Raw genomic sequence first — 22636 nt, 5'->3', positions numbered from 1 at the left:
GAAATCTCCATGAGCATAGATAACGATGTGACTGGAGGGTGAGTGCGCAGCCAACCCCAAGGCATCTTGAAGGATGACGTGTATCAAGGAGCGGTGATGTATTACGGATTTGACATCGGCGGGACCAAAATTGCGCTGGGCGTGTTTGATAAGCAACGTCGTTTGCAATGGGAAACACGCGTCCCTACGCCTCGCGACAGCTATGACGCTTTCCTTGATGCGGTCTGCAATCTGGTGACGGAAGCGGACCAGCGGTTCGGCGTTAAAGGTTCGGTAGGCATCGGCATTCCTGGTATGCCAGAAACGGAAGACGGCACGCTGTATGCGGCCAACGTTCCTGCTGCCAGTGGTAAGCCGCTCCGCGCCGATCTCAGCGCTCGCCTTGACCGCGATGTGCGTCTGGATAACGATGCTAACTGTTTTGCTCTTTCCGAAGCCTGGGATGACGAGTTCACCCAATATCCGCTCGTGATGGGGTTGATCCTCGGCACCGGTGTTGGCGGCGGTCTGGTGCTTAACGGGAAATCCATCACCGGGCGCAGTTATATCACCGGCGAGTTTGGTCATATCCGTTTGCCAGTCGATGCGCTGACGTTGATGGGCTTTGATTTCCCATTGCGCCGCTGCGGGTGTGGTCAACTGGGATGCATCGAAAGCTATCTTTCCGGCGGTGGATTTGCGTGGTTGTATCAGCATTACTACCATCAATCGCTGGATGCCCGGGAAATTATCGCCCTGTGGGAGCAGGGTGATGAACAAGCACGTGCCCATGTTGAACGCTATCTGGATTTGCTGGCGGTGTGCCTTGGGAATATCCTGACTATCGTCGATCCTGATTTGGTGGTGATTGGCGGAGGCTTGTCGAATTTTACCGCTATTACGACGCAACTGGCGGACCGACTGCCACGTCATCTGCTGCCGGTTGCCCGGGTGCCGCGTATTGAGCAGGCGCGACACGGTGATGCGGGCGGGATGCGCGGAGCCGCTTTCCTACATCTTACCGATTAATACAAAGAGGTTGTTATGCTGTCGCGCCGGGGTCATCGGTTAAGCCGCTTTCGTAAAAATAAACGCCATATGCGCGATCGCCTGCGTCAACGAATCTTTTTCAGAGACAGAGTGGTGCCTGAATTGATGGAAAAACCAAGAGTGCTGGTACTGACGGGAGCGGGAATCTCCGCTGAGTCAGGAATTCGAACCTTTCGCGCGGCGGATGGTCTCTGGGAAGAACATCGGGTAGAGGACGTTGCGACTCCGGAAGGATTTAGTCGTAATCCGCAACTGGTCCAGTCGTTTTATAACGCCCGTCGTCATCAGTTGCAGCAGTCAGAAATCCAGCCTAACGCGGCGCATATCGCGCTGGCAAAACTTGAAGCCGAGCTGGGCGACCGTTTTTTACTGGTGACGCAGAACATTGATAATCTGCATGAACGTGCGGGCAGCCAGAACGTAATCCATATGCACGGCGAACTGCTCAAGGTTCGCTGTTCGCAAAGCGGGCAGATTCTGGAGTGGACTGGCGATGTGACTGCGGAAGATAAATGCCATTGTTGCCAGTTTCCGGCGCCGCTGCGCCCGCACGTGGTGTGGTTTGGTGAAATGCCGCTGGGCATGGATGAAATTTATATGGCACTGGCAATGGCCGATGTGTTCATTGCGATTGGTACATCGGGCCATGTATACCCGGCAGCGGGGTTTGTGCATGAAGCTCGACTACATGGGGCACATACGGTAGAGCTAAATCTCGAACCGAGCCAGGTAGGAAGCGAGTTTGAAGAGAAGTATTACGGTCCGGCAAGCCAGGTGGTGCCTGAGTTTGTTGAGAAATTATTGAAAGGACTGTGATTTTTTTGCCCGATACGCGCAGCGCTATCGGGCATTTCTTACAACGCTGAATTAGCGTCCTGCTTTCAGCTTCTGATAATACTCTTCATAGATAGCGCTGGCGGAACCGACATCATTCTGCCATTCCCCTTTGTTGATGGTTTCTGCATCAGGGTAGAGGGTTTTATCGTTCGCGACTTCAGGGCTTAACAGCTTACGTGCTGCCAGGTTTGGCGTCGGATAACCGATGGTTTCCGCGACTTCTTTCGCCACGTCCGGGCGCAGCAGGAAGTTAATCAGCTTCAGCGCACCTTCTTTATTTTTTGCGTTTGCTGGAATAGACAGGCTGTCCATCCAGAAAATCCCACCTTCTTTCGGCCATACCACTTCCAGCGGTGTACCTGCCTGACGCGCCACATACGCGGAGCCGTTCCACACCATCCCCAGATTGACTTCGCCTTCCATATACGGGTTGGCCGGGTTGTCAGAGTTAAATGCCGCGACGTTAGGCATCAGCTTCTTCAACTCGTTATAAGCGGCTTCAATCTCTTTAGGATCGGTGGTATTGCCGGAGTATCCCAGCTTGCGCAGCGCCATCTGGAACACTTCACGCGCATCATCCGTTAACAGCAGGCTACCTTTGTACTCCGGTTTCCACAGATCGGCCCAGCTGGTTACTGTTTTCGGGTCGATGGCATCGCTATTGATGCCAATGGCCGTCGCACCCCAGATATACGGGATAGAGTAGTCATTGTTGGGGTCGAATGGCTTGTTGAGCATTTCCGGATCGAGGTTGTGGAAGTTGGTCAACGTCGACTTGTCGATCTTCTGGATCATGCCTTCTTTGCGCATTTTATCGACGTAATAGGTGGACGGAACCACCAGATCGTATGCGCCGTCTTTATAGGTTTTGAGCTTGGCGTACATGGTTTCGTTCGACTCGTAGGTCGAATAGATAACCTTAATGCCGGTCTCTTTGGTGAACTGCTCCAGCAGTCCAGGCGGGACATACTCGGTCCAGTTATAGAAATAGAGCGTGTTGTTGTCATTAGCGTGAGCGGCGCTCATGCCCAGTGCCAGAGCACCCGCCGCGAGCAGGTGGCGTGACCATTTTTTCATCATTTAACGTCCCCTGAATTAAGGGCCTTAGCGGCCCTTGGTTTTATCACGTGCAATAAGCTGGCTGGCAATCACCATAACCAGCGACAGAACCAACAAAATGGTCGCCAGCGCGTTCACCTCTGGTGATACGCCGACTTTTACCATTGAGTAGATTTTTAACGGCAAAATTTCATAACCAGGCCCGGTAACGAAGGACGACACGACGACATCATCCATCGACAACGTAAAGCTCAGCAACCAGCCGGCAGCCACTGCAGGCATTGCCAGAGGCAGTATAATCTTGCGCAGAATAGTCACTTCACTGGCGCCGAGATCTTTGGCGGCTTCAAGCATTCGTACATCAAAACCTTTCAGACGTGAGTAAACCGTCACCACCACAAAAGGTAGACAAAAAGTGATATGCGAGAACAGCAGTGACCAGAAACCCAGTTGAATGCCGATCAGCATAAACAGCACCAGCAAAGAAATCGCCATTACGATATCCGGCGACATCATCACCACGAACAGCATGCCGCTGACAAACGGTTTACCGCGAAAACGGTAGCGGTACAGTGCAACCGCTGTGAGTGAGCCGATCAGCGTGGCAAACGTGGCGGATAGCACCGCCATCGTCAGCGAGTGTTGCGCTGCCTGTAGCAGGCTGTCGTTGTTCATCAGCAGGCCGTACCATTTGGTGGTAAAACCCTGCCAGTTGATGCCAAAGCGCGAGCTGTTAAAGGAGTTCACAATCAAAATAATGATTGGAATATACAGATACGCGTAGATGGCGGTCATAAAACCGCCTCTGAGCAGCCGACCGATCATTCGCGTTTCACCTTCTTGTTCAGAAGGCGCGATGTTTTCAGAGTATTGAAAATAATCAACTTTTTCTCTTCTCCAAAATCTCTCCAAAACTTCCCGCCAAAACAGATAGCCAAAAAGAAGCAGCTATCACTAAGGCCGCGAATTTTACAACAATTTTTAGGATGATCGGGAAAAAAAGGCCATTTAAATGACCCGCTTTACCCATTCTTGACTGTGAGTGTCGGTATAGCAATCGGTTCAGGGAACAATTAGCGCACGCTGCCGCTGTGGTGGTAAAGAGGAGGTACTTGACTGCAAAGCCACGAAAGAGCATGGCGTCCCAGTGTTTGAAACCTGTGAACGCTGCAGGGAGCATGCTTAACGAAGGGTAACGAAATTGACGGGAATAGTGGTTTTTTGGATATCAATTTCCTGGCCCGGTGGTAACAAAAAACAGAAAACACCAGAACGGCGTTTTACGCTATCTACAGCGTAAATTTCTTGAATCACCCTGTTTTACGACACAAGAATTTACCTTTAATGACACCGTCAAAGAAACGGCCTTTAGATTGCACCGTGAGAAAAGAGTTATAGATGCTTTCTGGAACGCCCACATACTGGAAAGTTGAAGAATTTACGAACCCTATCTCCAGAATCTTTTCTAATGGGTAGTAACCAATAAATTTTATTTTTGATGAAATCATTGCCTGTCGTTGCATTTTTTCTCCTTCAAATTTTTTAATTTTCCTTCTCTGATAATACACTGATATGAAACAAAAGGAGCATAGTTTTGTAAATGTTATGGTTGTTTCAGAGTTTACTGGTTGGATGAAATGATTTTCTTTGTTGCTATTAATTTCCTCAGCTGCGAAAAATAGCACGAAAATTCGTTGCTGGATTTTTACGGATTGAAACGGGATTTCCTTTAAGTGACTGATAAATATATTTTATTTTATTTTTCGTTATCCAGGGGACGACCGGCTGTATGTTATTGCTGGTGAACAGAACTCATTGATTATGCTGTCTCAGTTTCCATTTCTAAGATTTTGCGAAAAATTAAATGAAAAAATAACTTGCTATTGTTTGTGGGGTGTGTGATTAATGAGGGGTTGGTTAGGTACACAGACCCATTAAAGCGGTTTAGTAAAGCAGTTCTCATCTCAAGCGTTATCCACAGATAATCCTTTCTTTTGAGCCTTCTTATCGTTACTAATTAGATTGTGTGCGAAGCCCTTTTCGCCGTAAGGCTACATAGAATTTAAGGAATTACCTGTGTCTAATAAAATGACTGGTTTAGTAAAATGGTTTAACGAGTCTAAAGGTTTTGGTTTTATTACCCCTGACAATGGTAGTAAAGATGTGTTTGTACACTTCTCTGCTATTCAGAGTGGTGGCTTTAAAACGCTGAATGAAGGCCAAAAAGTTGAGTTCAGCATTACTGCTGGTGCAAAAGGGCCGTCAGCTGAAAACGTTGTAGCTGCCTGATATTTTTCCTGATGTAAACCAATATACGATAGCGAAGACGGTGAATGCCTGAGTAGATATATTGGTTTTTCAGAAACTCAACATCTGTCAACATAAAGCTGAACAGATGTCTGAGTCTAATTATTGGGTAGAACAGTTGAAATGATTATTTTATAAATGTCATTTGTTGTTTTACCTCTGTAGTTTTTCTTGCACGCTTAAGTGCATTCGTAAAAGCTAACAACATCCCAAAAATCGCTGGTGCTATAATATAAAGAAAATTATATTATTTTAGATTCCTCATGTGAACTGATAAGAAATATTTATTTTTTATTGCTTTTAATAGTGAGTTGTAACCTGATGCTGAAAACCAAGAGAAATTATTAGTTAAATAGATTTTTTGGATATCACTGCGGTAGTGAGTGTTGTAGCAAATAAAGGCTAACATCATGACCGACCATATTTATTTTAAGTGCCCTTGTTGTCATGGGTCACAGTACAGAACTTCCCATTTTGATGTGACTGAGAAAAATCCCTTTGGTGCAAAGTGTATTTTTTGTAAATCATCAATGATCACACCTGATAACTATGCGCCATATACTTCCAGTAAATCAAATGAACAGGTGTTGCGAAAGTAACATTTGGCTCTGACCTTCCAGTTAAGGCGGCAAGATTCATTATGGCCGGGCACTGGTTTAAGTCCAACAAGGGCCGCCAGTCAGCTACTACCTCATCGAATTGAGCGGGCGACTTTTGAACTTGCAGGAGACGAGGGTTTGATCCTCTATGGTTACACCATGAATAAAAACCTCGTTCTAACGGGGTTTTGTCATTTCAGGGTTATCCGTGCAACATACAAGTAAGTTGGGCAAAGAATTGTATTTTTTGTTTTGCTATTAACATCATGTCTGATGTGTAACGGTATTACTAATAACCATATAAAGGGCAACGCATTGAGAATCATACAAAACCATATTATGGCCCAGGAAATTGGTGAAACAGTTATCCAGCTACTTGAAAATGGCAAAAGGGTTACGACAGGGAATATCATTGATTTGCTCGAACGGAAAAGTCATGCCTTGCACGGTCAAAAGGCCGATGAGATAAGAGAAATATTGATATTTATCAGGAAAAAATCGGTTCTGTAAGCGCTTTTGTGATTAAGGTTGATAGTGCTTCAAGTTGGATAGCAAGCTGAATGCTCAACCAAACATATCCGTGAACGGCGCTTTCAATGATTTCCTCGCCCTCATTGGCGAGCAAAAGACAATGCAACTCTTTAGTAATTTCGAGAAGATGCTTGCTATTTGATGCTATCGGCGTTGGGTTTCCTTCATGCAAGGCATGTGCGAGGGTGTTGAGGGTGCTACGGGTCATTTGTTCCATATCTGACAGCGTGTGAGTATTCAATATGAGAAATCGACTGCCACGGGATGCCCAGTGGGCATTTATCTGAAATTTTTGCGCCGCTATCATATCGCGGGTTATCGATTGAATATCTTCAAGTAGACTCTTCGCAATCTTTGTTTCTTTATTTACTGGTGTAATAAGACTGCGCATTTTTACTACATTATTCAGCGCTCGCGTTTGAAGTTTGGTCATTCTCGGAGGCGCAAGAACGTTTCGGGAGACTCCCGCAGTTGTTATTTTTAGATAATCAGAAAGAAAGTCAGCAAGTTGTATACGCCAGTTAATGAATGCTCTTTGGGGAAAAATGCTGGTAAACAACATCGCCAGAATGCATCCTATAATAATGTTGGTGCTTCGCCACAATGCTGTTTGTAAGTCTCCTGCAGGAGCGCTGCTGACAACCGCCAGCGTGATACCAATCAATAATGCGGCATAGGGACGTTTACTCATGGCCAGAAAACCACAAAGGAAAGCTGCGCATCCACACCACAGCATCATCATAGTGAGAGAGTACATTTCAATGTGTAATGCGATGATCCCCAAAATCGCACCTCCTACAGTTCCCGCCATACGTTCAAGTGCCCTGGGTATCACATTGCCCATGTAACTAATTGGTCCCATGACCACAATCAGTGTAATCAGGGGCCAGGAGTGGTCTGGTAAATTCAACATTCTTATTAGTAAGAAAGTTATAACAAATGCTAAAGCAATACGGATCCCATGAACTACGCGATAGTTGCGGTAAATCTTAAGTTCTAAAGGACTTATCGGTTTATTCCGTTCAATGGAAAAAATATTGTTTTTCATTAGTTAAAATCTTTAACATAGACAGAATTATAAAGAATGTTCAGATATACACTGAAAAAATAATCTCGTCTTACTTTTTTAACTTATAAAAAAGGAGGGCGATGCCTGATATAGGTTATTGTTAATCAATTGCTAATGCAGTAGCGAAAGAAGACGTAATTTTTAATACCCACATTATCTTTGGATTTGCCATTATGGTGGTATGCGGTTCTACACATCTTGAGTGGCCCCTGACTTAAATTCAACATGTTGACTTTGACAGATATTAAAAAGTTGTGGACTTCCAAAATACTGGTTAGCATGTATAAAACGTTTTCTTTTACAGGTTGTTATAAGGCTAAGCAAAACAGGTCAGATTGTGTCTGTGCACGGCTTTATATCAGCAACGGTATCATTATATTAATAACAATGCACTTTGATGAGCTAAGGCCCGGACCAAAGCTCATGAAATATAAGTTCTGGCTACATTAGATGGAAGCAGTACACAACCTATTCATGTGTTATCGAAAAGCAACTACGTAAACAGAAAGTGCAAGTGCGAGAAATATCCAGTATTGAGAATGGTAATGGAAAAGTTTGAGCATAAATATCCTCCACAGATTCAGTTCCTAATTAATGGCAGATTTAAATGTCAACAACAAACAAAAAAGCATGGGCATTGATTGTTTGATTGTTTCATATTGTTTCAGTGATGCGCTATGACGGTGCGTTTGCACCAACAATAGGATTCTTGCATTGTTATAGTGAGCTTAGTGTCAGCCGGGCATTAAGACGCGATCAATCTACTGATAAATATAACCCAGGCAGCCATATGCGGCTTTTTCTATCCTTTCTGTCACTCTTTACCGGCTGCGCACCGATGCAACAAAGCTTGCCCGCCGCCTGAATGCCGCAAAGCACACCGGAAATCTTGCCGTTCCTGCCAAAAGCAAAACAGCAGGAGCTGACGTTGTAATCCTCTCTGATATGCTCGGAAATTTCGTGGTAGAAGCTAAATATTATGCTGAGATGGAGGAAATACGACTCTTCCGTGAGTCAAAATCCCTGAAAACTTAGGGTGATAGATAAAGGTCTTAAGCGGCATGACATAATTTTCGATTTAAGCTATTTAAATTCATTTTTATGATAAAAATCATGTGCGATTTTCCTATAAAACTAAATCTTGCTATGTTTGGTTAATCATGCGTTAATGAATTCTTGGTTTGTAACGAATTTATCTAAAGCAAGTACTGTAATAATTTTATTTCTTGTTCCTGTTGAGATTTCCTTGCTGGCTTTTCTCTCTGATGATTTTTTTCGGACCATTCTGCCCAAGGGCTTACTCAAGAAAGGTAATAATTATGTCTAATAAAATGACTGGCTTAGTTAAATGGTTCAATCCTGAAAAAGGTTTTGGGTTTATCACCCCTAAAGATGGCAGTAAAGATGTGTTTGTACACTTTTCTGCTATCCAGAGTAACGATTTCAAGACGCTGAATGAGAATCAGGAAGTTGAGTTTAGTGTTGAACAGGGACCTAAAGGCCCCTCAGCAGTTAATGTCGTGGCTGTATAAGGTAACTGTTATTACACATCATATTCACTTCAGATGCCCGTGTTGCCACGGATCTCAGTACAGAACGTCGAGCTTTGATGTTACTGAAAAAAATCCTTTCGGAGCAAAATGTATTTTTTGCAAATCGGTAATGATTACATTTGACAATGTTGCGCTATACATTCGTTCTGGTCAGACTTTGTTAGATTTTAGAAAATAAAGTTCAGGTTCCTTATGGAGCCTTTTTTGTATGCTAAACCGTTCATCTCTGTACGAACCATCACGGTATCATTATGAAAAAAGTAATCGTTTTTTTTAACTCAGAACCGGCAGTTGTTGTATCCGTAATGAAGGGAATTACTTCGATAATGCGTGAGTTTCCCAATGGGGAAAAAGCACACCTGTCCGTGATGTCAGCAGGATTTCCATCTCTGACAGGAGACCATAAAATAGTTTATGTTGCCTCTGATCGCGATGTCAGTTCCGAAGAGATTCTCGAGGCAGCATCGAAGCTTTTGAAGTGACATCTGATTGTTTCTTTACCGACCAAGATAGTAGTCCAGTGGTTTGCAGATGTTTTGCGCTTTTCTTGTATGAAGATTGTACTGCAACCTCTTGATTATTGAGTCTTTCCATTCTATCTTTTAAACATGTCAGCGCTGTTATAAGTGCTCCACGGGGAATGTTACATACTTGGCGTTGATACGTTAGAGATCAAGAGAGGTAAATAATGAACGTCGAAGAGTTAAAAACAAAAACTGAAGCGGATATTTCTGAATTCATTACAAAAAAAATTGTTGAACTCAAAAAAAAGACAGGAAAAGAAGTTTCCGACATCCAGTTTACTGCTCGTGAAAAAATGACTGGGCTTGAAAGCTATGATATTAAAATTACATTGATCTAATCGTTAAAAACCCAGCTTGAATGAAAAGCATTATCTTAAAAGGTAATGCTTTTTTATTGCTGTCAAAAAATTTGGATGTTGTCAAAACCTTCATTTTTAATCATAGAGACAAGTCATGACTTTTTAATGGGGCCTTTCCGATGCCAGCCCGCGCTATCGGGCTACTGCTGGCTCAGGGCAGGGAATGCACTTGTCGGAAATTTCGTGGTCAGTGTGTATCACATTGAGGGGAGTGGGATGACGTAGTAGCCTGCGAATGGGTTAATTATCATTTCGGTCGGGATTGTTAGATAACCCAACTCCTACTTTTACCGCAGCAAACAACATAATGCACAGAGCGGTAATGACGGTAAATACCAATGAAAGGCTGGTAATCATAAATTTTCTTCATTTCAGATGGATTTGATTATTAGACTAAGGCATAAAGGAAAAGTTCAGGGTAAATATCATAGTATTTCCCGGAAAAAATATCGAAGCGGGTCATTGTATACCAGAGCGGGCTGCAGGGAGCCGTATCCAAGAGTGGCGGGTCAACGGTCTCAACGGCCCCTGTGGCTGCAAATATCTATCTTGGCAAACGTCGTCATCTACCCTGTGATATCCCCCTTTTGGATAAAGAATAGGACGATAAATTAAATGGTTAAATTTTATCCAAACGTGGTACAGTGAATCTCATTCATCGAAAGGGTAATCACCATGTCTCTCATCGATTACGCAATGAAGTACCTCGGCGGCGTATCGACGACTACTGTCATCTGCCCGGCCTGCGGCTTACGTTCATCCCAATCTATTTCTAAAATTCGCCTTAAGCAGACAATGCTGTGTCCTGGCTGTAAAACACTGTTTGTTTCACCACGATAACCCTGACACTTAGTTGCACCTAAACCCGGTGTTCTATACTTAAGTCAAATCCCGGCAGCTGTAAAATCCCTGATGCCTTACGCCCATCCTGAGAGAACGTTTCTGAACTGATTTCGCAACTGCTCCTGCATGCTAACTCTGCATCAGAGCAATGCTATGAAAATGAACCCCAGGGCGTGGTTTAACCGCTCCCATATTCCGATGAATGCTCCCGAAAGCGTAACGTTTTCGGCGAACGATCCTGCCGGTGAAAGCACTCTGCAGTCAGAACTCTTTTCGACCGCCCAGATGGAACGCTACGGTCAGAAGCTCGCACGGACCCATAAATTATCGCCGGATAAACATCCTTATTATCTTCTAAAAAGACTCGGCGAGAATGAGGCCATCATTACCCAAAGTTGTTATGAGCTTAACGCGGGTAAAAAGACCAGCATCATGCCTGCCGGGGAGTGGTTGCTGGACAATTATTATCTGATTGAGGAACAAATCCGCACTGTCCGCCAGCACTTGCCGAAAAGCTTTGGTAAAGGTCTCCCGTCGCTGATGTCGCCGCTGAATTGCCCACGAATTTACAATATTGCATCAGAGGCCATTGCTCACGGTGACGGGCGCTGGGATGCCGCCAGCCTGACCAGCTATCTCACCGCCTATCAACAGGTGACCCCGCTGACATTAGGTGAAGTCTGGGCGTTACCGGGAATGCTGCGCCTGGCGCTGATTGAAAATCTTCGTCGTATCAGTATCGAAGTGATCAAAGCGCAGCAGGACAGAACGCTGGCTGATATGTGGATAACAAAGATTTTCGGATGTGCAGAGAATGCCCCTGGCGATTTAATCATGGTGGTTGCCGATATGGCACGCTCCCGACCTACGTTAACCAGTGCGTTTGTCGCAGAGCTGGTGCGGCGTCTGCAGGGGCATGGCAATGCGCTGTCGTTACCTCTGACCTGGGTTGATCAGTGCCTTCGGGAACAGGGGATCACCACCGACGTTCTCATACATAATTTCAATCAACAGCTTGCCGCCAGCCAGCTATCTGTCAGTAACAGCATCGCGGGTCTGCGATTACTGAGTGAAACGGATTGGGCTGATTTCGCCGAAACGATAAGTGTCGTCGAACAGGCATTACGCAATGATCCTGCCGGTATCTATCCTCGGATGCACTTCAATACCCGGGATCATTACCGGCACGTTGTTGAGGTACTGGCCAGAGACAGTGGTCTCAGCGAGCCTGAAGTTGCTGACAGGGTGCTGACGCTTTCAGGAAACAGTGCTCCCGATACACTGGAACATCATGTTGGTTATTATCTCGCAGGCGAAGGTCGGCAGGCGCTGGAAATTCATCTGTTAGCAGACACCTCAAGGCTCATGCGCCTGCGGCACAGTTTCAACAGAATAACCCTGCTGTCATGGCTTGGAAGCCTGGCGTTGTTGACAACCGCAACGACCGCGGCAATTTTGCATGAAACAGCTATGCAGGGCGCAGACTGGCTGTTGATCGCGGTGATATTCCCTCTGATTATCGCTGTAACTCAGTTGATGAGCGATTTACTCAGTGACGCCACCACCCGTTTTCGCGTTCCTCGCCCCTTGCCGCGGATGGATTTCTCAACCGGCATTCCACCTGACAGCGCCACTCTGTTAGTCATCCCCTGCATGCTGACCAGCCACGCAAGTTTCAGCCAACTCCTCACCAGTCTTGAAGTCTGCTGGCTGGGGAATGAAAACGAAAATCTCAGGTTTGCGCTGCTCACTGATTTCGCTGATTCTGCAAATGAACCCTCGCCGGAAAGCCAGATGCTGCTCAGACAGGCGATCGCCGATACGCAGGCGCTGAATCGCCGCTATCCCTCCAGCCGCCCACGTTTTTATCTGCTACACCGCCAGCCTGAATGGAACCCCGCGGAAGGAACGTGGATGGGCTATGAACGCAAACGGGGAAAACTGGCGTTACTGAACAGCTGGTTGCGCCATCCAGGGACTCAATTCGTCAGCGTTGCAGACATGCCTGCTAACCTTTTACCGGGCCACATTAAATACGTCATTACCCTGGACAGTGATACGGTGCTGCCGCGCGATACGGCGCACAAACTGGTCGCGACAATGGCGCATCCGCTGAATACGCCAGAGTATGATCCGGTACGCCAGAGGGTTGTCAAAGGATTTGGCATTTTACAACCCGGCCTTGCGGAGGAGATACCACGCAACGGTCAGGGACGTTACGCCGCCATGCGCAGCAGCATACCGGGCAATAATCCCTATTCGATGATGTCTTCGGATATCTATCAGGATCTTTTTGGGGAAGGATCGTTCGTGGGCAAAGGGATTTACGATGTTGACATTTTTATGCAGGCCACTGCCAACACCTGCCCAGAAAACCTGGTTCTCAGCCATGATTTACTCGAAGGATGCTATGCACGTTCGGGTCTGCTGAGTGAGGTGTTACTCTATGAACAGTACCCGAATAATTATCTGTCGGATGTTGCACGTCGTTCACGCTGGATCCGGGGTGACTGGCAACTGCTTAACTGGCTGAAACCACGTGTCAGAAGAGCCGATGGAACCCGGACCAGGAATCCGCTGACTGCGCTTTCTTACTGGAAATTACTCGATAATCTGCGTCGCAGTCTGGTCGCCCCCTCATTACTGGTATTGCTGTTCTTCACCCTGCTCGGGGTACCTAATCCGGTTTACTGGCTGGGCGTACTGTCGCTGATATGGCTGTTGCCAACCATCCTCTGCATCACCCATGACCTGCTGCATAAACCTCTACGTCGCCGCCTGAAGCCGCATCTGTTACTGGTAGGGGCGGGTGCGCTGAAGCGTTTGTCAGGTATCGGCCTTAATTTTGCGATACTGCCGCACGAAGCCGGATATTCGCTAAAAGCGATCGCCGTGACGCTATGGCGATTGGGGATCAGCAGGCGTCACCTCAGCCAGTGGGTCAGCCACAGCCAGGACAGCAATCAGGCCGGACCCACTGTCGCGCGTTTTTATCAGGCGATGTGGCTGAATGTTGCATGTGGTGTGATGCTGATAATACTGACCGGACAATTTGCTCCACAACTGCTGGGGATTGCGTTGCCGACCGGTTTGTTATGGTGTGTGGCACCGCTGCTGATGAGCTGGCTGAGTCGCCAGCCTGCGCGTAAGGTGTTTTCGCCCAATCCGGAACAAAAACAGCTGTTGCGCCAGACAAGCCGTGAAATCTGGGCGTTTTTTGAAACCTTTGCCACAGAAAAAGAGAACTGGCTTCCGCCTGATAACTACCAGGAAATACCGCAGCCGACGGTGGCCCATCGAACTTCTCCTACCAATATTGGCCTTTCCCTCATGGCTAACCTGACGGCATGGGACTTTGGCTACCTGCCCGGCGGGGAAGTGCTCCGGCGCGTGTCGCTCACGCTCGACACAATGGATAAAATGGAGCACTACCGGGGCCATCTCTACAACTGGTATGACACTCGTACGCTGGCCCCCCTCAGCCCACGCTATATCTCAAGCGTCGACAGCGGCAACATGGCAGGGCATTTGTTGACCCTGCGTGCAGGGCTGTCCGCCATGCGTCATCAGCCAGTTTTAAACCGCCAACAGATACTGGCAGGACTGAACGATACGCTGGATATTCTGGAAAAACAGTGGGGTCAGAACCCGCCTGACAGCTTGCGGTTGCTGCGAAAACACTGCCTGAGCGCGGTGTCGCTCTCTCCGCAGACATTTATCAGCGAGCTGATAAATATGCGCACCCAGTGCAACCACCTGAACACGCTATGCCATCAGGGATCTCCTCTTCAGATGCGTTGGGCAGGACATCTGGAGCATCAACTGGTTCAGCTTTGCCATGAGTGGTCGCTGCTGCTTGGCTGGTTACCTGCATCCTGGAACGAACAGACGCTGCCGACTTTGTGCGAGCTTGCCCGCGCAACATTTACTGGTGTAGGAACCCCCCCGGCGTCAGCGACGGAGCAGGCCCGGATGCGACTCAATATTATCACTGAACTTGAACAACGGCTGGATGAGCATGCCCGGATGGATTTCGCCTTTCTGTATAGCGAAGCAACCAGTCTGCTCAGTGTTGGCTATAACTGTGACACGAATATGCCTGACAAGAGCCACTACGATCTTCTGCCGTCTGAAATCCGCCTGACCAGCTTTCTTGCCATTGCCACTAATCAACTGCCTCTTAAAAGCTGGTACGCGCTGGGGCGACTGTTCACCACCATTGACAATGAAACCGCCCTGATGTCATGGAGCGGGTCAATGTTTGAATACCTGATGCCGAATCTGGTAATGCCCACCTGGCCTGGCAGCCTGCTCGATGAAATGAGTCAGTCGGCGGTTATGCGCCAGATTCATTGGGGGAAAGAACGCGGAGTACCGTGGGGCGTTTCAGAGTCTGGTTATCATGCTTTTGATGTTCAGCATAATTATCAATATCAGGCATTTGGTGTGCCGGGTCTCGGCCTGCGCAGGGGGCTTGCCGATGACATGGTAGTCGCCCCTTACGCCACACTGCTGGCGTTGATGGTCTCCCCACAGAAAGCCTGTGAGAACCTGATCAGGCTGCAAAAAAATGGCGCACATGGTGAATACGGTTTTTATGAAGCGCTGGACTATACTCCCTCTCGCCTCGCAACCGGTCAGCTCTATGCGGTGGTTCAGTCCTGGATGGCGCATCACCAGGGCATGGCGTTTCAGGCGCTGGCTCATGTGCTACTTGACGCCCCGATGACTGAACGCTTCATGTCCAGTACGGTCTTCCGATCAGCGAGCCTGCTGTTACAGGAACGCGTGCCGGATGCAGTCGATCTGTACAGTCCGCGCCGTCATTTTGAATCTCATGAGGGCAGGGTCAAACCCGTTCGCTATGAACCCCGTATTTTCTATGGCGTGGACACGCCAGCCCCGGATATTCAACTGCTGTCCAACAACCATTATCATCTGATGTTGACCACGGGCGGCGGCGGCTATAGTCGCTGGAATAATATTGCGCTTACGCGCTGGCGCAGTGATACCACCCGCGATAACTGGGGAGCATTTTGCTATATCCGCGATATACAGACGGGGAATGTGTCGAGCAATACCTGGCAACCGACAGCCCACACCAGCGGGCATGACGAGGAAGTGATATTCACCGATGCGAGTGCTGAATTCAGACGCACTTTCGATGGGCTCAGCGTCAAAACTCAGGTTGTGATCTCCCCGGAGGATGATATTGAGTTGCGACGACTCACACTGATTCATCGTGGTCGCCAGCCTCGCTCTCTGGAACTGACAACCTATGCCGAAGTGGTACTGGCGCCTGAAGCCAGCGATCTGGCACACCCGGCATTTAGCAATCTGTTTATTCAGACGGAACTGGATCCTGAGCGTGACGCTATTCTTTGCCACCGGCGCCCGCGTTCCCCGGGTGAAGCGAGTCCCTGCCTGTTTCACATGATGGTAGTGCATGGCGATAACCTTCATAACGTTTCGTTTGAAACAGACAGGGCAAAATTTCTTGGTCGTGGCAGAAACCCTGCGGATGCCCAGGCAATAAAGGCAGGCGGGGCGCTCAGCAACACGTCGGGGTCAGTGCTGGATCCGATCCTGGCAATACGCCACACCATCACTCTGCAGCCGGGGCAGCCGGTCACGATTGATATCATTTATGGCATCAGCGAGACCCGCCAGCAGAGCCTGGCGTTGCTGGAAAAATACCGCGATTACCCTATCGCTGATCGCGTCTTTGAACTGGCCTGGTCTCACAGTCTGGTGGTGTTACGCCAGATGAACGCCAGTGAAGATGATGCCACTTTGTTTAATCGTCTTGCCAGCGCGGTGCTTTACCCTGTCCAGGAGCTGCGCGCCGAAGGCCAGGCGATCAGCCGCAACCGGCGTGGTCAGTCCGGTCTGTGGGGCTGGGCAATTTCAGGCGATCTGCCGATAGTGCTGATCAGTATTACCAGCGAGGAAAGTATTGCTTCAGTGACCACACTGATTCAGGCGCACCGTTACTGGAGACAGAAAGGGCTGGATGTTGATTTGGTTATCCTGAATAACAGTCCCGGCGGCTACCAGCAGGGCTTACAAAATCAGATTATGGACTTAATTTATGCCGGGTCTGAAGCCAGCCTGCTGGACAAAACGGGCGGTATTTTTGTTCGTAATGGCGAGCATCTCTCTGCTGAGGATAAGTTGCTTTTGATGAGCGTGGCCTGTCTTTATCTTGATGACCGCACAGGCAGTATTAATGAGCAGCTTAATCAGCGTACTCACACCCTTAAACCTCAGGCCAGAGCACTCATTCCACGGGCTGTACGCGAGCGTAATCAACATACGGACTGGAGTCCCGATATCAGTCAGTTATGCCATTTCAATGGGTACGGTGGATTTTCTCAGGATGGTCGGGAATATCAGATTGTCCTGCGGGAAGATGCGCAGACACCGGCACCCTGGTCAAACGTACTGGCAAATGCCCGTTTTGGCACTGTGATTTCAGAGGCGGGACAGGCCTACTCCTGGTATGAGAATGCACATGAATACCGGTTGACACCGTGGGAGAACGACCCGGTGAGCGATCGCAGCGGCGAGGCGTTTTATCTGCGCGATGAAGAGAGCGGTGAGTGTTGGTCACCGACGGCCTTACCTGTTCGCGGACATGGTGATTACCTGACCCGCCATGGTTTCGGTTACAGCGTGTTTGCCCATCGAGAGAGTGGTATAGACAGCGAGCTGACGGTCCTGGTTGCCGAAGAGGCGCCGGTTAAACTGGCGCTCCTGACGCTCAGTAACTCTTCGGGGCGGACACGCAAACTTTCCGTCACCGGCTATGTGGAGTGGACGCTCGGAGGAACACGAACTCGCTCAGCCCCTCACATTGTGACTCATGCGGCCAGACCGCCTGGCGGCTGCGGAGTGCTGGCGAACAACTTTTATGGTGATAACGGTAGCGGTCGTACTGCCTTTTTTGCCGTAAGCGGTAATGACTGTTCGTTGACCGGGGATCGCCGGGAGTTTATCGGTCGTAATGGTTCTCTGCACGCCCCGTCGGTCATGAAGCTACGCAGGCTTTCAGGTAAAACGGGCGCCGGTCTGGATCCCTGCGGGGCAGTACAATCGGCGGTAACATTAATTGATGGCGATCAGAGGACGTTTATTTTTATCCTCGGCGCAGAGGAGAATCATATTCGAGCTCAGGAGACGCTTGCCCGTTATATGAATGAGGAGACGGTCCGCGAGGAGCTGAACCGGGTTCACAACCACTGGCACAATGTGCTCGATAAAATCGCGGTTAACACCCCCGACACATCGGTAAATTTACTGGTGAATGGCTGGCTATTGTACCAGACGGTAGCCTGTCGCCTGATGGCTCGCAGCGGTTACTACCAGTCCGGCGGCGCATTTGGTTTTCGCGATCAACTGCAGGATACGCTGGCGCTGAGCCATGCTGATCCGAACCGGATGCGAGAACAGATAATCCTCTGTGCATCACGGCAATTTATTGAGGGTGATGTACAGCACTGGTGGCACCCGCCACACGGCAACGGGGTGCGCACCCGCTGTTCCGATGATTATCTGTGGCTTCCGCTTGCCGTTTGCCACTATGTTGAAACGACGGGGGATATGGATGTACTGGAAACACGTATTCCTTATCTGGAGGGACGTCCGCTTCAGCCTGGTGAAGAGTCTGCCTATGATACGCCGGTGATCAGCGGTACCGAAGAGACGCTCTGGTTACACTGCGTCAAAGCCATTAAGTATGGACAACAGTTCGGGGAGCATGGTCTGCCGCTGATGGGGGCGGGTGACTGGAATGACGGCATGAACCGGGTGGGGATCGACGGCAAGGGTGAAAGCGTCTGGCTGGGCTTCTTCCTGTTCGACATTTTGCAGCGGTTTGCGGCGCTGGCTGATCGCAGGCTGGATGAAAGTGTCGCCTCAATGTGCCGTTCACAGGCTGTGCACCTGCAAAGCAATCTCGAAGCCCACGCCTGGGATGGCGAATGGTACCGGCGTGGATATTTTGACGATGGTACTCCCTTGGGGTCGAAAGCCTCACAGGACTGCCGGATCGATGCGATTGCCCAGAGCTGGTCAGTATTGTCCGGGGCCGCTAGCCCGGGACGGTGCGCAAAGGCCATGCAGGCGCTGGATAAGCACCTTGTGGATAGCGAGGGGGGACTGATAAAACTATTGACGCCGCCTTTCGATGGGCACGGTCCAAATCCGGGTTACATACAGGGCTACCTGCCTGGTGTGCGGGAAAACGGAGGGCAGTATACACATGGCGCTATCTGGGCTGTGATGGCATTTGCCCGAATGGGGAATGCCGATCGTGCCTGGCAACTCTGGTCCATGCTCAGTCCGATAAATCATACTCTGAATGTGAACTCCGTCGGGATCTATAAAGCCGAGCCTTATGTCATGAGCGCTGATGTCTACAGCGTCGCTCCCCATATCGGACGTGCCGGATGGAGCTGGTATACCGGTTCATCAGGCTGGGCCTGGCGTTTACTTACCGAGGAATTACTGGGGATAAAACGTTCCGGTGCTGACCTTACGGTTCATGCCCGGTTGCCGGATGGGTGGCCGTCTTTTTCTATGGCTTATCAATATGGCGAAAGCCATTATCAGATTAGTGTGTCACGCGGCGATGCAGAATATCGCGTTACACTGGATGGTGTTCTCCTCCCTGATGACAGAATACCGCTGCGGGATGATGGACAAAACCATACGGTTGAGATTATTCAGAACTGACACTGAGTCCGGACGCGCATTAACGTCTGCCGTTAATGCGCTGATTATCCCTGAGAACCTCAATCGCTGTCTGCATGGCGATTTTGTCATCTCGTTTTTTTTGCTTGTCCTGCATGACCTGAAGGTATTCCAGCAAAGTTCGGGTATTAATAGGTCGGCCCTGTTTGCCCACTGCCAGCACGGCTTCGCCAAGAATAATTTTCACTGGTGGCAATTGGGCCGGGTACCAGTCAAGGGTGTCTTCTGATTTCATGATAAATTTCTCACGGAAGGGTATTATATCATAAATCAGACGTTTAATTTTCAATATCTGATCTCCTGATTTAATCATAAATTAACATAACTTAAGCCAGTTATTTTTATATTAAGGCGTATAATAATTACTGTATTCCTCAGAGAATTATTTATGTCTTATACAAAAGGACTCAGGCATTTTAAAGAAAGACCGGTGCATGTTGCCTGCCCGGTATGCGCATACAGAGCCGATCAGAAAGCAGGTAAACTAAGAAAAGATGCGGTTCTGGAGTGCCCTGCCTGCGGGCTGTTGTTCAGACCATCAGAATGCTGGTGTATCGGCGGCTGATCGGCTTCTGCCACCTAACGTGAGTGATGTTGGGAAATGACAATATTGCTCCTGTACTGTAGTTTGAGAGGATATGATGATGAAATCTAAAAAATCTATTTTTATTGAAGGACATATCCTTTCGAACAGCTGTCATGGGCAGGTTGGTCAATCTTTCTGTATCCACAGGGCCAGGTTTAATAATGGTAAATATGCGATTATCCGGGAAGCATCAGGAATATGTTTCAAGCCTGGCGAAATTATTCAACGAAACGATTGCGAGTGGTTTTATAACCTTACCAAAATTCGCCTTCTCTCATTTGAGTACCTTGAAGATGATGAATCCAGAAGACAATTTCTTGAATATCGATAATAAATTCATGAGTATCATGACGGCATAATATTGCGGGTTTACAATTCCTTTCTGATTTTACAAATCTTATCCCCGTTCGTGACCTGGCATGCAGTTTACTTGAGGGTAAAAAGCATGCCATGATCATTTTAACTTTTTGAGTAATATCGGTTAACTATCAATGTCGCTAACCTTCTTGTTCAGCAAGCGGGAGGCGCGCCAGTAGATCAGCAGCATCAGACCCATGACAATGGTCAGCGTAATGCTGGTGGCAGCACCGAACGGCCAATCGCGGATGTTCAGGAACTGAACTTTAATCACGTTGCCAATCAGCAGGTTTTTCGCCCCGCCCATTAAGTCGGAAACGTAAAACAGCCCCATTGCGGGCAGCATAACCAGCAGGCATCCGGCGATAATTCCCGGCATCGTTAACGGAATAATGATACGGGTGAAGGTCTGAAGTTTACTGGCACCCAAATCGCGCGCGGCTTCCAGCAGCGGTTTATCGAGCTTTTCAATGCTGGAATAGAGCGGCATCACCATAAACGGCAGCAGGATGTACACCAGGCCGATAATCACCGCGCTGGGGGTAAACATGATGCGAATGGGGGTATCGATAACGCCGAGCCACAACAGAAATTCGTTGAGGTAGCCCTTGGTACTGAGGAATATTTTGAGTCCGTAGATGCGAATAAGCGAGTTGGTCCAGAACGGAACAATCAGCAGGAACAGCAGCAATGGACGCACTTTTTCCGGCAGTTTCACCAAAAACCAGGCAAACGGATAGCCGAGCACCAGACAGGCGAGCGTGGCAATCAGCGCCATATTGAGGGAGTGAACCAGTACCTCAAAATAGAGCGGATCGAGCAGGCGTGTATAGTTTTCCAGCGTAAAGACCATTTTGACGAAATTGGCGTCGTCGCGGGTCAAAAAGCTGGTGCCGATGATCATCAGGTTGGGCAGAAAGACAAATAACACAAGCCAACCGACAATGGTGACGATCACCACACTCTGGAATTTACTTGTGTTCTTCATCAGCCAGTACGACCTCCCAGCTTTCTACCCAGTTAATCGCCATTTTCTGGTCGAGAGAGTGGTCAAAGTCAGGATCGTCTTCGTTGAAGAATTCACTGACCATCACCATCTTGCCATTTTCCAGTTCCACAACCGACTCCAGCGTCATGCCCTTGTAGTTGCGTTCACGCACGTAGCCGATCAGGCCTTCGATATGATTGTCGTCGTTGATTTCATCAACGCGCAGATCTTCAGGGCGTAACAGGACGTGCAGCTTCTGCCCGGGAATCACCGCGAAGTTGACATAAATATTGCACTCGCGACCTTCAACGTTAGCACGAACGCGCTGTTCGTCCAGACGTTCTATCACCGTCGCATTAAACATATTGATCTCACCGATAAACCCGGCGACGAACAGATTTTTCGGCTCTTCGTAGATTTCGCGCGGCGTACCGTCCTGCTCAATCTTGCCATCGCGCATCACCACGATACGGTCTGACATGGTCAGCGCCTCTTCCTGATCGTGAGTGACAAAGACAAAGGTGATACCAAGCTTACGTTGCAGCGCTTTCAGTTCGTTCTGCATCTGCTTGCGCAGTTTGTAGTCCAGCGCAGAGAGAGATTCGTCTAACAGGAGTAAACGGGGTTTATTGACCACCGCTCGGGCAATCGCTACGCGCTGCTGCTGTCCACCGGAGAGTTGATGCGGTTTTCGCTGGGCGAACTCTTCCAGCTGCACCATGCGCAGAGCTTCGGTAACGCGCGGGGTAATGTCGGCTGCGGGCGTTTTTTGCATGCGTAAGCCAAAGGCCACATTCTCAAATACGGACATGTGGGGAAATAACGCATAGCTTTGGAAGACGGTGTTCACGTAGCGGTTTTCCGCAGGAACGTGAGTGATGTCCTGGTTGTCCAACATGATATGACCGGAATCAACCGTTTCCAGACCGGCAATCAGGCGAAGAACGGTTGTTTTACCGCAGCCAGAGGGGCCAAGCAGCGTGAGAAACTCGCCATTATTGATGGTCAAATCCAGGCTGGAAATCACCTCTTTGCCATCGAAACTTTTGCGAATTCCCGCTAATTGCACCAGTGGAGAAAGCGAACGCGGTTGTTTATTCAATTTTTTACTCTGTCCCATGTAAACGCAACGGATGGCTGACCGCTGCGGGGTTCGTGGTTAACCACCTTGATGACTCTTAATGAGGGCCGTTATTCTACGGCAAACCATGGTAATCGCCAATCCTTGTTGCGAATTACTG

General features: G+C 48.5%; 18 protein-coding genes and 1 pseudogene. 12 read left to right on the top strand and 7 right to left on the bottom strand.

Annotation, left to right across the window (positions count from 1 at the left end):
• Window positions 1–96: 96 nt before the first annotated feature.
• Together nagK and cobB are read left to right on the top strand one after the other, a co-directional pair.
• Window positions 97–1008, top strand: coding sequence for an N-acetylglucosamine kinase (gene nagK, locus HV334_RS14690; protein WP_016152684.1), 912 nt, complete (start codon window positions 97–99; stop codon window positions 1006–1008).
• 15 nt (window positions 1009–1023) lie between these two features.
• Window positions 1024–1845: a Sir2 family NAD+-dependent deacetylase gene (gene cobB, locus HV334_RS14685; RefSeq protein ID WP_016152685.1), complete on the top strand. Its 822-nt coding sequence runs from the start codon at window positions 1024–1026 to the stop codon at window positions 1843–1845.
• 51 nt (window positions 1846–1896) lie between these two features.
• Here the strand turns inward: cobB and potD are convergent, their stop codons facing one another.
• Entirely contained in the window at window positions 1897–2943 is a 1047-nt protein-coding gene (potD, locus tag HV334_RS14680) for a spermidine/putrescine ABC transporter substrate-binding protein PotD (protein ID WP_029139492.1), read from the bottom strand.
• A gap of 27 nt (window positions 2944–2970) precedes the next feature.
• Complete coding sequence (gene potC / locus HV334_RS14675; RefSeq protein ID WP_003030794.1) at window positions 2971–3750, bottom strand: spermidine/putrescine ABC transporter permease PotC; 780 nt, start codon at window positions 3748–3750, stop codon at window positions 2971–2973.
• A gap of 238 nt (window positions 3751–3988) precedes the next feature.
• Between potC and HV334_RS14670 the strand changes: the two are divergent.
• Window positions 3989–4096: pseudogene (locus HV334_RS14670) on the top strand (antitermination protein); the annotation flags it as partial.
• Window positions 4097–4235: 139 nt separating this feature from the next.
• Here the strand turns inward: HV334_RS14670 and HV334_RS14665 are convergent.
• Window positions 4236–4448: a KTSC domain-containing protein gene (locus HV334_RS14665; protein WP_016152687.1), complete on the bottom strand. Its 213-nt coding sequence runs from the start codon at window positions 4446–4448 to the stop codon at window positions 4236–4238.
• Between the two features lie 553 nt (window positions 4449–5001).
• Here HV334_RS14665 and HV334_RS14660 point away from each other — a divergent pair.
• Window positions 5002–5214 (top strand): cold-shock protein, encoded by a 213-nt coding sequence (locus tag HV334_RS14660; protein ID WP_005127641.1) that lies wholly within the window; start codon window positions 5002–5004, stop codon window positions 5212–5214.
• Between the two features lie 428 nt (window positions 5215–5642).
• On the top strand, window positions 5643–5831 hold the full coding sequence (locus HV334_RS14655) for a cold-shock protein (protein ID WP_071600303.1): 189 nt from the start codon (window positions 5643–5645) through the stop codon (window positions 5829–5831).
• Window positions 5832–6318: 487 nt separating this feature from the next.
• Here HV334_RS14655 and HV334_RS14650 read toward each other — a convergent pair whose 3' ends face one another.
• Window positions 6319–7410, bottom strand: a complete 1092-nt coding sequence (locus HV334_RS14650) for an FUSC family protein (RefSeq protein WP_181220545.1) — start codon at window positions 7408–7410, stop codon at window positions 6319–6321.
• Window positions 7411–8235: 825 nt separating this feature from the next.
• Here HV334_RS14650 and HV334_RS14645 point away from each other — a divergent pair.
• From HV334_RS14645 to HV334_RS14620, 7 genes are all read left to right on the top strand, one after another.
• On the top strand, window positions 8236–8466 hold the full coding sequence (locus HV334_RS14645; RefSeq protein WP_146050115.1) for a DUF2514 family protein: 231 nt from the start codon (window positions 8236–8238) through the stop codon (window positions 8464–8466).
• Between the two features lie 284 nt (window positions 8467–8750).
• On the top strand, window positions 8751–8963 hold the full coding sequence (gene cspG / locus HV334_RS14640; RefSeq protein WP_003841958.1) for a cold shock protein CspG: 213 nt from the start codon (window positions 8751–8753) through the stop codon (window positions 8961–8963).
• 10 nt (window positions 8964–8973) lie between these two features.
• Entirely contained in the window at window positions 8974–9162 is a 189-nt protein-coding gene (locus tag HV334_RS14635; protein WP_104651946.1) for a cold-shock protein, read from the top strand.
• A gap of 73 nt (window positions 9163–9235) precedes the next feature.
• On the top strand, window positions 9236–9466 hold the full coding sequence (locus tag HV334_RS14630) for a hypothetical protein (protein ID WP_019076503.1): 231 nt from the start codon (window positions 9236–9238) through the stop codon (window positions 9464–9466).
• Window positions 9467–9672: 206 nt separating this feature from the next.
• Complete coding sequence (locus HV334_RS14625; RefSeq protein ID WP_016152691.1) at window positions 9673–9846, top strand: addiction module toxin, GnsA/GnsB family; 174 nt, start codon at window positions 9673–9675, stop codon at window positions 9844–9846.
• 696 nt (window positions 9847–10542) lie between these two features.
• The gene (locus HV334_RS25185; RefSeq protein ID WP_175299807.1) at window positions 10543–10707 is read left to right on the top strand and encodes a YnfU family zinc-binding protein; all 165 of its coding nucleotides are present in this window, start codon (window positions 10543–10545) and stop codon (window positions 10705–10707) included.
• A 156-nt stretch (window positions 10708–10863) separates the two neighbouring features.
• Complete coding sequence (locus HV334_RS14620) at window positions 10864–19446, top strand: glucoamylase family protein (RefSeq protein WP_181220544.1); 8583 nt, start codon at window positions 10864–10866, stop codon at window positions 19444–19446.
• Between the two features lie 19 nt (window positions 19447–19465).
• Here HV334_RS14620 and HV334_RS14615 read toward each other — a convergent pair whose 3' ends face one another.
• The 3 genes from HV334_RS14615 to potA form a co-directional block, all read right to left on the bottom strand.
• Window positions 19466–19699: a hypothetical protein gene (locus tag HV334_RS14615; RefSeq protein ID WP_029139493.1), complete on the bottom strand. Its 234-nt coding sequence runs from the start codon at window positions 19697–19699 to the stop codon at window positions 19466–19468.
• Window positions 19700–20531: 832 nt separating this feature from the next.
• Window positions 20532–21395, bottom strand: a complete 864-nt coding sequence (potB, locus tag HV334_RS14610) for a spermidine/putrescine ABC transporter permease PotB (RefSeq protein ID WP_016150058.1) — start codon at window positions 21393–21395, stop codon at window positions 20532–20534.
• On the bottom strand, window positions 21379–22515 hold the full coding sequence (potA, locus tag HV334_RS14605) for a spermidine/putrescine ABC transporter ATP-binding protein PotA (protein WP_047501985.1): 1137 nt from the start codon (window positions 22513–22515) through the stop codon (window positions 21379–21381). Before potA ends, potB begins: the two co-directional genes overlap by 17 nt.
• Between the last annotated feature and the right edge of the window lie 121 nt (window positions 22516–22636).

It is taken from the genome of Citrobacter sp. RHBSTW-00944 (genome assembly GCF_013615435.1).
GTDB lineage: Bacteria > Pseudomonadota > Gammaproteobacteria > Enterobacterales > Enterobacteriaceae > Citrobacter > Citrobacter braakii.
Note: the sequence above shows the minus strand (reverse complement) of the source record. Positions and strands in the feature narration are given on the sequence as shown.